Origin of the sequence: Psychrobacter sp. TAE2020 (assembly GCF_018919485.1) — a bacterium.
In the GTDB taxonomy this organism is placed as follows: domain Bacteria; phylum Pseudomonadota; class Gammaproteobacteria; order Pseudomonadales; family Moraxellaceae; genus Psychrobacter.
Genome location: NZ_JAHLMU010000001.1, coordinates 2,618,519 through 2,629,947, shown reverse-complemented (window position 1 = coordinate 2,629,947; position 11,429 = coordinate 2,618,519). Strand labels below are relative to the sequence as shown.

Genomic DNA, 11,429 nt, shown 5'->3' with positions numbered 1-11,429 from the left:
GAATCAGCTTTCATAGGAATGTCTGATAAAATCAGACAGCAACGGCTAGAGTGAAAAATATTTTATAGACCATTATCTCTATTGCTACCGCCTTTTTTTAGCACTAATATCAAGCAATATCTGTGTTTTAGTTACCTATCATTACATAACTTATGAATTATCTGCTAGTAAATATTTTTACTTACAATGCTACGCTGTATTGTTACTATTGCAGTATTGGATTTGCGCAGTAATGCTTACTATAATAAAGCGAATTATTTTCCATCTTTATTATTTGTACAATTTTATCTCTTACGAGGAAGTATATTATGAAAAAGCTACTAACTACTACAGTTATGGCAGCATCACTATCAGTACTGAGCTTAACAAGTTGTAGTACTACTACTAGCGGTGGTGCTATCGGTGTCGATCGTCAGCAATTATTGCTAGTATCTAGCGAGCAAGTATTACAGCTTTCAGCGCAAAGCTATAACAAAAATATTCAAGAAGCACGGGCTAAAGGTGTACTTGATACTAATAAAGCTCAGCTTAATCGCTTAAAAGGCATCGCCAATCGCTTAGTAGGTCAAGTAGGCGTTTATCGTCCAGATGCAGCCAAATGGAATTGGGAAGTCCACACTATCAAGTCTGATCAGCTAAACGCTTTTGTTATGCCTGGTGGTAAGATCATGTTTTACTCTGGCATTATTGATAAATTAAATTTAACTGATGACGAAATTGCTGCCATTATGGGTCATGAGATGTCACATGCTTTACGTGAGCATTCACGTGAGCGCCTGTCGCGTGAGTATGCAACACAAACTGGTATTGGTGTAGCTGCTAGTGTATTCGGTCTCTCACAAGGTCAAGCACAACTGGCAAACTTAGCTGGTGACTTTGGCTTAAGTCGTCCACATAGTCGTACTCAAGAGAGTGAAGCGGATCAAATCGGTCTTGAGCTAATGGCCCGTGCCGGTTATAACCCACAAGCAGCTATTAGCTTATGGCAAAAGATGCAACGTGCCAGCCAAGGTGAGCCACCACAGTTTTTGAGCACTCACCCATCAAGTAGCAATCGTATTGCCCAGTTGCAAGCTTTGATGCCCAAGGTCACGCCGCTGTATCAAAAATCACGTCGCTAGTTGCTAACTATTTATGACTAATAGAGTAAACTGAGTAAGTCTAGCATTTGAGATATCCATAGAGTATGAATGACTGTTCATGCTCTATTTTTTTGCTTGAGTATTTTATATACTGAGGCATATCAATCAGCTATACGTAAAGTACAACCATTCCTAGCGTACTGCTACCTTACTTTAGCTCTATACTATTTAGGTTTTAGTATCTGTTATACTAAACGCTTAATTTTTTATAACTGTTTAGTGTTTAGATCATTGAGGTATAACTATGAATACGCCTACTGCTGCTGCTCTTGACTTAGTGCTACAGCAATTAAATCCTGAACACCTTGAATTGATTAATGAGTCAATGAATCATGCTGGCTATTTTGAAGGTAAAGAAAGCCATTTTAAGCTCACTATCGTCAGCGCAGTTTTTGATAATAAACGTCTAGTGGCACGTCATCAGCTGGTTTATGCTTCAGTCGCAGAATTATTAACTTCAAAAGGGGGTAATGTTCATGCGCTTGCTATTCATGCTTATACGCCTGCGGAGTGGCAGCGGCAAACTCAAAGCCCTACTAGCCCGCTATGTGCAGGTCAAAACTCATAATAGATATGACAAAATAATAGCATCTTTACTCTTAGTAGCTGCTAGCTAACCTCAATGCCTATAGAATTATCGCTTATAAACAACAGCTATTTTATTATTATACTTTTATCATTATATTTTTATATATTTCCAGCAGACTTCATATGGATTAGTGCATCATCGCTCTCATTCGTGAACTTTCATACTAAAGGATCAACACTTAATGAAACATTTGCACACTCTGTTGGCGTTATTGGTGATAGGCCTATTTATATATCAGAGCTACTTAGTGTTGAGCGCGCAGAAACGGCCGCCAAGAGTAATCAAAATTGCTAATCATATTCTTTACGCCTTAATTATTGCTTCAGGCGGCTGGATGCTGATGCAACTACTAAGTGTTAATGCTCCTATCCAATGGGTATTGGCCAAAATTGTTTTACTTATTGCTGCTATTAGCTCCAGTATAAAAGCCTTTAGTCCAAATGCCCTGCCGTCACAAACTAAAGTGGGGGTTTCTATCGCCACCATAGCTTATATAGGCATAGTAGTATTGGCTTATACCAAACCGGCTAACTTTTTTTAAATTACAAGTTTTAAGTTTTGGATCTAAATCAATCTATACTTAATGCTGTCGTGTTTTAGCATCGAGTTAGACTTCAAATGCTATATTTTTAGTATCACCAGCGCTTTAATTTTACTATCTTAAACACTTGTGCTAGATTATTAATATATTTCAAGCAAATACAATACCTTAGCCTTACGGAGCCCCTATGAAAAAACTTACAGCAGCAACGCTTTTGAGCGCAGCTAGTATATTTGGTCTCTCAGGCTGTGCAACTAGTGGCAATCTAACCCCACAATATGTACCGCCCAGCACTTATCAAAGCTATGACTGCCAAGCGCTCACTCAAGAGTACAATCGAGTCAATAGCTATGTTGAGGCTACACGTAATGAGCGCTCAACTTTATCATCCTCTGGGGTTGGCGTGGGTATCTCTGCAGGACGCTGGGGTATCTCCCCTAATATTAGCTTTGGCGTTGGCAAAAGCAACGATACTAAAGCACGCGATATTAAGTTATCACGGCTCTATGGTGAGCGTGATGCCATCATTCAATCTGCTCGTATTCAGCGCTGTAGCTTTGCCAATGGTATCAAGGTTTATGGTGAATAGAGTTAAACAATAGTCGATATTGAACGTTTAACATAAAAAAAAGCCAATACCTTAGTAAAGTATTGGCTTTTTTGTCGCTTAAATGCAGGCAATTAGCATCAAAAGCTATTTATGATGGCAAGCTTTGTATCCACTGTACGATCTGACCACTAGACAAAGCACCTGACTGCCGTGCTATTTCTTTACCGCCTCGAAAAGCCACCATCGTCGGTAAACTACGAATGTTATAGGGTGCTGCTGCTTGCTCATGTTTATCGGTTTGCAGCTTAGCCAGCACTACTTGCGGTAATTGACTCGCAGCCGTCTTAAACTGTGGTGCCATCATTAAGCATGGCTGACACCAGCTCGCCCAAAAGTCCACAATAGTTAGGACATCATTGTTTTGAATAACTTTATTGGCTGATTGCGTCGTTAGCTCATGCACGCTAGCTGTCAACAATGCCTCGCCGCATTTACCGCAGTTAGGATTAGCCGCTAGACGCTCAGCTGGTAACTGGTTAGTCGCTTGGCAATTATTGCAAACGATATGCAAGCTTTGCTCACTCATTGGGTAACTCCTATTTTAATTATTATTCAGTTCAGTTTATTATAAAGATTTATGGTTGTTAGCTTAAACTAGTTTCTGATGCACTCAGCAACTTTAAATAATAAGCTAGACATATCTAGACTAGCAATAGTAAAATGATTATTTATATCATATTAACTAAAGCTATAGAATCACTGCCCAAGTACATTGATAGGGACTTTTAGATAACGAGTTCCATTCGATTCAGGCTCAGGCAATTTACCAGCATCGATATTGACTTGTACTGAAGGGATTATTAATCGTGGCATCTCTAAAGTAGCATCGCGGCGCTCACGCATTTCTACAAACTCTTCTTCATTGATACCTTCTTTAACATGAATATTAGTCAATTTTTGTGCAGCAACTGTAGTAGTCGCACAGTGCTTACGACCTTGGCTAGGATAGTCATGGCATAGATAAATTACTGTATCATCAGCTAGGTCTAATATTTTTTGGATAGATTGATACAAAGTTCGAGCATCACCTCCTGGAAAGTCGCAACGAGCAGTGCCTACATCAGGGGCAAATAGCGTGTCACCCACAAAGACTGCTGTTTTACTGTCATCAGTAGCGATATAAGCCATATCAGCAGGCGTGTGTCCGGGCACATGCATAGCAGTGATAGTAATCTCACCTAAGACCAAAGTATCACCTTCTGCCGTTAAAATATCGAACTGACTGGCATCAGTGCGGAAACTAGTATCGAAGTTAAAAATTTGCTTAAATATTTTCTGTACTTGAGTGATATATTTACCCATCACCAATTCGCCACCTAAGGTTTGTTGCAAGTGGATGGCAGCAGATAAATGATCAGCATGCGCATGAGTCTCAATAATATAAACCAGCTGCCACTCTTGGCTACGCACGAATTCGATAACCTCATCGATTCCGGTGCTGCCAGTACTTCCTGACTTAGGATCAAAATCCAGTACAGGATCGATAACGGCGCATAGCTGCTTTGAGGTATCTGCTAATACGTGGGTAAAAGTCTCTGTGTCTTGATGTAAGAAAGAATGTACTTGCATGCTGTCCTCGCTGTAATCGAAACTTAGTGTTTAGTCTTAGGCTACTATCGCTAGCTTCTAATTATATTGATGGTCTGCCAATCTGCCAAGGTGTAATAGAGTTTGGCAGCTTTAGTTAAAGGTCAAACTCATAGTCAATATAACAACCTCTAAATACTTTATCAATTTATATAATGTAAATTTTGATAATTATATTGGGTATACTATATAATTAACTTTCAGCTCGCTCAGATTAGATAATAGCGGACGGTCAGCTACGGCAGTAATCGACTTGTAAATGTCCAAAACGCCCTAAATAACATAATAATTAGTATAAAATAATGATATTACTGTGACTACTTAAGGAGTCCGCTCTGACAACTACTACTTCATTAACGACCCCGTTGATCCCTACTGATACTGATAAAAGCGATAGCTTAGAATCAGCAAATATAGTTGACTTTGTTCCGTTAGATCTTGCTAAGCAAATGCAACAAGCTTCACAGCAAGCAAGCAAACTTCTGAAGTCATTATCACACCCTGATCGTTTGCTATTGCTGTGTCAACTAACCCAAGGTGAATATTGTGTTAGCGAGCTTGAGAGTTCAGTTGGTGTTGGACAGCCAAGTTTATCACAACAGCTTGGCATTCTACGTAAAGACAAGCTAGTAGCTACTCGTCGCGAAGGCAAAAAAATTTATTATAGTATCGCCAGTGATGATGCTTTAGCGGTATTGCAGCTCCTCTACGAGCGCTTTTGTTCAAAGTAAAATTGACAGCTAGCGGTGTGATTTGACCGCTGTTTTGTATGCTAAGCTTAACCTGATAACTGTTCAAGACGATGGTACTTTCTTATGACTAATGCTGCTAAGCGTCTGATACCGATTTGGTTGCGTCAATATCCACTTCCCGCCCTACCCACTGATTTGGTCGCCGGATTAGTGGTAGGGGTGTTAGTCATTCCACAAAGCTTGGGCTATGCGGTGTTAGCAGGTCTGCCGCCTGTTTATGGGCTGTATGCCGCTATAGTGCCCGTTATGGTTTATGCTTGGATTGGCTCCAGCAACGTACAGGCAGTGGGTCCTGTTGCCATCACCGCCATTATGACCGCTAGTGCTCTACATGCTTATGCGGACCAGGGGGCTCAGCAGTATGCATTAATGGCCAGTCTGCTAGCCTTAATGGTCGGTGCGCTGTTATGGATTGCAGGCTGGCTGAAACTTGGCTGGATTATGCAGTTCATTAGTCGCGGGGTCTCAGCTGGGTTTATTAGCGGTGCTGCGGTACTGATCTTCGTCAGCCAGCTCAAATACTTAACGGATATTCCAGTCGCTGGCAACAGCTTAGTTGGCTATATTTCGAGTATGATAAAGTATGCTCAGCAACTGCATTCATTAACGCTATTGATTGGGGTGGCGGCTTTTAGCTTGTTAGTCGCTAATCGCTATGCAAGCCAGTGGGTCTGGCGCTCGTGGCTATCGGTCAGCTACGCCAAATGGGCTGAGCGCTTGTTTCCTCTTATCCTACTCATCAGCGCGCTGTTACTGAGCTCAGTACTGCACTGGTCTGCTGCTGGGGTAGCCACTATTGGCGCTATTCCGCAGGGATTACCTAGTTTTACTTTGCCTTATACTCCAGACTTACGTGAGGCGCTGAATCTATGGCCAACAGCGGGTCTAATGGCATTGATTGTCTTTGTCTCCAGTAGCTCAGTTGCTAGTAACTATGCCCGCCTACGTGGTGAGATCTTCGACGCCAATCGCGAACTGACTGGCTTAGGACTGGCTAACCTAGCTGGTGGATTTTTTCAGAGCTTTGCGGTTGCTGGTGGATTTTCGCGTACCGCTATTAATGCTGACTCAGGGGCTAAAACCCCACTGGCCAGTCTAGTTACTATAATCGTGATGATTGCTGCTTTGATTGCTTTTGGCACAGCCCTTGCTCCCCTGCCTTATGCGATATTAGGCGCCACTATTATGGCCTCAATCATTGGACTGATTGATATTGCTACTTTTAAATCGGCTTGGCAGCGTGATCGTTTAGATGCTGCAAGCTTTATAGCTGCTTTTATTGGGGTGCTAATATTTGGCTTAAACACGGGCCTAGTGATCGGCTTGATGGTGTCTTTTGCTAGCTTGATTTTGCAGTCCAGCCAGCCACATGTAGCCGTCGTCGGGCAGCTGGCAGGTACTGGGCACTTTCGCAATATTAATCGTCATGATGTCATTACTTATCATAACTTAGTGATGCTACGCATTGATGAGAGTTTGTTTTTTGGTAATAGCGAATCAGTGCATCGTCACGTTATACAAGCGACGAAAAAGTATGCTGAGGCCAAGGAAATCATCTTAATTATGGCTGCTGTCAATCATATTGACCTCACCGCCCAAGAGATGCTGATCACCCTTAATCGAGAGCTTGCTGCGCAGAACAAGCGTCTACATTTTAGCTTTATTAAGGGGCCAGTAATGGACATTATTGAACATACGCCGTTGATCTCTAAACTATCTGGACAAGTGTATTTAAGCAATATGGACGCTGTTAATGCTCTAAAAGATATCTAAGCTATTTTGAACAGCTAATCACGGTTGTTTATCTGCTATAAAATAGCATTTTGATGAGCGATCATGAGCGAATCCTAAATTTAGTATCGCTCATCGCACCGGAAGATGAATGACTTAATATGACGCACTTGCTATAAGACACTTAATATAAACGACTCAATATAAACGATTTAGTATAAACAACTTAGCATAAGACAATAATTATAAGATAGGCGGCATCAAATATTCACTATAAAAGTAGCCTAGCCTATAACCAAGTTGTTAATTGAACTATATTCACCACGCTTAAGCTCAGTTATACTGTAAGCCTACAATTTCAAATTCTGTTTAGAGGTTAATACTCAAGTAACCGCTACTCAACACAAGCAACTGACATTACTTATGACTGATAATCTCACTATTTATAAACAAATCTATCCCATGCAATGCGCTAGAATTGCTGAGCTAGGCTATCGTTCAGTGATTAATATTCGTCCTGATGACGAGCATATCACTCAGCCAAGCAGCCAAGAGCTAGCCACTGCTACTAAGCAAGCAAACTTAGCCTACCATCATCTACCTTTTGACGATGAACGCTTAAGCTTACTTACTGTCGAACAGTTTGCCACTTATTATCATGCTTTTCCTAAGCCTATCTTGATGTTTTGTGGTACTGGCGCTCGCGCTAAACTGCTTTATCAAAGTGCATTGATGCAAGGTCTGCTCTAGGCTAAATCTATTACTGTTTTGAATCAATAATCCAAACCGAGGAATTTTTATGGCGCATAATATTAGTATCCAAGGACAAGTCACTCCTGAACAAGTTGCTATGCTGGCCGAAAATGGCTTTAAAACCATTATCAATAATCGCCCTGACGGCGAAGAGAGCAACCAGCCTACTAGCGCTGATATTGCTGCTGCTGCCGAAAAGGCCGGTATTGCTTATAAAGAGATTTCTTTTGCAGGAACTGGACTTACCCAGCCTCATGTTGAAGAGTTCGCTGACTTTTTTAATCAAGCCGAACAGCCAATCTTGATATTTTGCCGTACTGGTGCACGCTCAACAGGCATCTATGAAGCGGCCAAGCAGATGGATTTATTAGATGACTAATCTATTTAATGACTAAACTAAATAGTCTGTGCCTACTTTCTCTAACTACGCCTATCATAAATAATGATGGGCGTTTTTTATAGGCATTATATAAAACTGGCTTTTTTATGATCGTTGCCTCAAGAAGCGTTTTAGCCTTGATTGCAGTGGTTATCCTTGCTTGAACACTGGATTGCGGGGACTTGGCTGGGGGAGTTATCGAGGTAACAGGAACACCACCAGACTCTAGTCACCGCTCCAGTGGGTGAGCAAGATATGAGCGCAAAGCAAGATTAGCTACAAAAAAACCCCAAAAGTTGTATCCAACTTATGGGGTCAGTTAACGATATCGAGATGGTTTTTTAAAATAAGCTAACCCTGTTGAGAACTATTAATCTTACTGCATTACTAAGTATTCAAAAGCACTTAGTGCTGCTTTACTACCCTCGCCCATAGCAATATTAATCTGCTTAAACGGTACAGTAGTGACGTCGCCACAAGCAAAGATGCCTTTGCGATCGGTACGGCAGCGCTCATCAATCTCAATCTCACCAAAACGATTCATATCGACGAAACCTTTGATAAAGTCAGTATTAGGTATCAAGCCAATCTGAATAAATACCCCAGCTAAATCAACTTCTTTGATCTCGCTAGTTTTGCGGTTTTCATAGACGATAGAGCTAACTTTACCATCAGTGGCTTTGATTTCTTTGGTCGCCGCACTAGTAATGATTTCGATGTTGTTTTTTTCGCGGGCTTTATTGATTAACACCTGATCAGCTTTTAGTTCATCAGCATATTCAAATACCGTTACATGGTTGACGATACCCGCTAAATCTAGTGCTGCTTCGATACCGGAGTTACCACCACCAATCACTGAAACATCTTTACCTTTGAAGAAAGGGCCGTCGCAATGAGCGCAGTAAGCCACGCCTTTACCCGTGTTTTCTTCTTCGCCTGGAATATTAAGCTTACGCCATTGGGCACCAGTCGCTAGAATAATACTACGACTCTCAAAAGTCTCTCCGGTATTAAGATGAATGCTGTAGTTTTCGTCTTCGGTTTGATTAAGCGACTTAACATTGACGTGTTGCTTTATGGTGATGTTGTATTCACCCAAATGCTTGATCAAATTGTTCGATAAATCAGTACCATTAGTCAAAGGGACTGAGATCAAGTTTTCGATATCTTGAGTATCTTTAACTTGTCCACCGATACGATCAGCGACCATAGTGACTTTTAGGCCTTTACGAGCAGTATAAATCGCTGCTGCGACGCCAGCTGGTCCGGCACCAATGATAGTGACATCTTGCTGCTCAAGTTGCTCAGTATCTTCTGCGCTCGTTTCACCTAACAAATCTGGATACTGCTCTTGTAGTTTTGCGATTAGTTTAGAAGTGTCAATCATACCGTTAGCAAAAGGCTTACCGTTTAAGAATACCGCAGGCACACCTTGAATCTTATTGGCATCTACTTGCTCTTGAAACAATGCCCCATCAATCATCTCATTGCTAATACCTTCGTTCAATAAGGCAAACTGATTAAGTGCTTGTACTACTTCTGGGCAACTGTGGCATGACAAAGATACGTAAGTCTGAAACTGTAGCGGCTTGTTAAAACGCTTAACTAACTTTTGGATACCTTCATCCAGCTTTAGGGTGTGACCACCCGCTTGCAAAATAGCTAAGATCAATGACGTGAACTCATGGCCACCAGGGATACCACTAAACACAATGCCATTATCAACTAAAGTATCACCGATATGGCTACGCACAGCAAAACTAATAGGACTTGGCAAACTACTGTCGTTGGCTTCAGCATTAAAATTAATCTTGTCAGTAGTATTAGCGATACTAGTCAAAAACTCTATCAATTCAGCACGTTTAGCGTGTTCGCCTTTACCCAATACGAAGGTAATAGGACGAGTCATCTTTTCGCTATAGCTCTTAACTGCATCTAATAAGCTTTGGTCTATCATGGTAATTCCTATTTTATTATAGAGTAAATGTCATTAAAATTTTAAAAGGTAGTAAGTCAGTAGTTACTAAATATCAGCAGTTGCTCAATATAGGCAAGCTATTACCAGCTATTAATAGTTATCTACTAACTTTTGATACCTCTATTATCAAGGCTTTCATTATTTTGGGCAAGCTGAGAAATCCAAATATCAACTTTAGTAAAACTAATCATATAGTAATAAATATTTTGTATTTTAAATAGATACGGGGCTGTTATTAGTGTGTTGTAATAGCTTGCTGTAGATGGTTAGAGATAGTATCAAGGTGATTATTTCGCTACAATCAAAGGTAGCTACTTATTAAAAAGATGACCTAGCTCGACCAGTTTATTGTTGAAGTAGCTAATAGAACTCCATCTACATCATAAAGTGCTAGTACTTATACTAGTGCCACATAAAACAAGGATGACCTCATGAGAAAAACTGATACTTTTCACGATAATAAAGATATCATTGCCGAACTCAAACAAAAAGATAGCCACTTCGCGGTGCTGTTTGATGAGCATACTCTGCTTGATCAGCAAATTAATCAGCTTGAGAAAGATAGGGTTAAAAACGCCAGCCGTGATGATGAAATTGAACAAATGAAACGACGTAAATTAAAGCTCAAAGATGAGATTTATAAAATAATAGATAAAAATAAACTATAATCTCAATTCATTTAGAGCATAAAAATGCCCCATTAACTTAAGCTAATGGGGCATTTTTTAATATGCTAAACTTTACAGCGCAAAATGTGCTTTAACACGCTATAACTGGTTTAGATTTTACCAACTAAGTCTAGGCTTGGTTTTAGAGTTGCTTGACCAGCTTCCCATGCTGCTGGACATACTTCGCCGTCATTCTCACGCACATACTGTGCTGCTTTAACTTTACGTAGCATATCTTTTGCACTACGGCCGATGCCTAAGTCATGAATCTCTGCAACTTTAATAAGACCATCTGGATCCACTAAGAAAGTACCGCGCAATGCTGCGTTGTCTTCTTCGATCATGATGTTGAAACCGCGAGTGATTTTACCAGTGCCGTCACCAAGCATTGGGTAAGTTACTTTACCGATAGCGTCTGAAGAGTCATGCCATGCTTTATGGACAAAATGAGTATCTGTAGATACCGCATAGACTTCTACGCCTAAGCTTTTTAGCTCTTCGTAATGATTAGCCATGTCTTCTAATTCAGTAGGACACACAAAAGTAAAGTCATGTGGGTAGAACATAAAGATTGCCCAGCTACCTTTTACATCTTCTGAAGTAATAGTTTTGAATTCACCATTTACGAACGCTTCGGTTGAAAATTCTGGGATTTCTTGATTGATAATAGCTGCCATGATTAGATCCTTTATTATTAAG

General features: G+C 40.6%; 13 protein-coding genes. 9 read left to right on the top strand and 4 right to left on the bottom strand.

The window, feature by feature from the left end; all coding sequences use genetic code 11:
* The first annotated feature begins 308 nt into the window (after window positions 1-308).
* The 4 genes from KPY62_RS10790 to KPY62_RS10775 all read left to right on the top strand — a co-directional run bounded on the left by KPY62_RS10790 (window position 309) and on the right by KPY62_RS10775 (window position 2,861).
* A complete protein-coding gene (locus KPY62_RS10790; RefSeq protein WP_216581984.1) occupies window positions 309-1,121 on the top strand; it encodes a M48 family metallopeptidase in 813 nt (270 codons plus the stop codon).
* Between the two features lie 265 nt (window positions 1,122-1,386).
* Window positions 1,387-1,710: a BolA family protein gene (locus tag KPY62_RS10785; protein ID WP_216581983.1), complete on the top strand. Its 324-nt coding sequence runs from the start codon at window positions 1,387-1,389 to the stop codon at window positions 1,708-1,710.
* Window positions 1,711-1,912: 202 nt separating this feature from the next.
* Window positions 1,913-2,272 carry a SirB2 family protein gene (locus tag KPY62_RS10780; RefSeq protein ID WP_216581982.1) on the top strand — a complete coding sequence of 120 codons (360 nt, stop codon included), beginning with the start codon at window positions 1,913-1,915 and terminating at the stop codon, window positions 2,270-2,272.
* Window positions 2,273-2,459: 187 nt separating this feature from the next.
* Window positions 2,460-2,861, top strand: coding sequence for a hypothetical protein (locus tag KPY62_RS10775; RefSeq protein ID WP_216581981.1), 402 nt, complete (start codon window positions 2,460-2,462; stop codon window positions 2,859-2,861).
* A gap of 109 nt (window positions 2,862-2,970) precedes the next feature.
* Here the strand turns inward: KPY62_RS10775 and KPY62_RS10770 are convergent, their stop codons facing one another.
* Both KPY62_RS10770 and KPY62_RS10765 read right to left on the bottom strand, forming a co-directional pair.
* Window positions 2,971-3,408, bottom strand: coding sequence for a thioredoxin family protein (locus KPY62_RS10770; protein ID WP_216581980.1), 438 nt, complete (start codon window positions 3,406-3,408; stop codon window positions 2,971-2,973).
* A gap of 170 nt (window positions 3,409-3,578) precedes the next feature.
* Window positions 3,579-4,451, bottom strand: coding sequence for an MBL fold metallo-hydrolase (locus KPY62_RS10765; RefSeq protein ID WP_216581979.1), 873 nt, complete (start codon window positions 4,449-4,451; stop codon window positions 3,579-3,581).
* A 383-nt stretch (window positions 4,452-4,834) separates the two neighbouring features.
* Here KPY62_RS10765 and KPY62_RS10760 point away from each other — a divergent pair, with 383 nt between their 5' ends.
* From KPY62_RS10760 to KPY62_RS10745, 4 genes are all read left to right on the top strand, one after another.
* Window positions 4,835-5,200, top strand: a complete 366-nt coding sequence (locus KPY62_RS10760) for an ArsR/SmtB family transcription factor (protein ID WP_416384038.1) — start codon at window positions 4,835-4,837, stop codon at window positions 5,198-5,200.
* Window positions 5,201-5,284: 84 nt separating this feature from the next.
* Window positions 5,285-6,994, top strand: a complete 1,710-nt coding sequence (locus KPY62_RS10755; RefSeq protein WP_216581978.1) for a SulP family inorganic anion transporter — start codon at window positions 5,285-5,287, stop codon at window positions 6,992-6,994.
* Window positions 6,995-7,375: 381 nt separating this feature from the next.
* Window positions 7,376-7,702, top strand: a complete 327-nt coding sequence (locus KPY62_RS10750; protein WP_216581977.1) for a beta-lactamase hydrolase domain-containing protein — start codon at window positions 7,376-7,378, stop codon at window positions 7,700-7,702.
* Window positions 7,703-7,751: 49 nt separating this feature from the next.
* On the top strand, window positions 7,752-8,084 hold the full coding sequence (locus tag KPY62_RS10745; RefSeq protein ID WP_201623550.1) for a TIGR01244 family sulfur transferase: 333 nt from the start codon (window positions 7,752-7,754) through the stop codon (window positions 8,082-8,084).
* A gap of 376 nt (window positions 8,085-8,460) precedes the next feature.
* On the opposite strand, the gene ahpF is transcribed toward KPY62_RS10745, so the two are convergent.
* Window positions 8,461-10,041 carry an alkyl hydroperoxide reductase subunit F gene (ahpF, locus tag KPY62_RS10740; protein WP_216581976.1) on the bottom strand — a complete coding sequence of 527 codons (1,581 nt, stop codon included), beginning with the start codon at window positions 10,039-10,041 and terminating at the stop codon, window positions 8,461-8,463.
* Between the two features lie 452 nt (window positions 10,042-10,493).
* Between ahpF and KPY62_RS10735 the strand changes: the two genes are divergently transcribed.
* Window positions 10,494-10,730: a YdcH family protein gene (locus KPY62_RS10735; RefSeq protein ID WP_216581975.1), complete on the top strand. Its 237-nt coding sequence runs from the start codon at window positions 10,494-10,496 to the stop codon at window positions 10,728-10,730.
* A gap of 110 nt (window positions 10,731-10,840) precedes the next feature.
* On the opposite strand, the gene ahpC is transcribed toward KPY62_RS10735, so the two are convergent.
* On the bottom strand, window positions 10,841-11,407 hold the full coding sequence (ahpC, locus tag KPY62_RS10730; protein ID WP_216581974.1) for an alkyl hydroperoxide reductase subunit C: 567 nt from the start codon (window positions 11,405-11,407) through the stop codon (window positions 10,841-10,843).
* Window positions 11,408-11,429 lie beyond the last annotated feature (22 nt).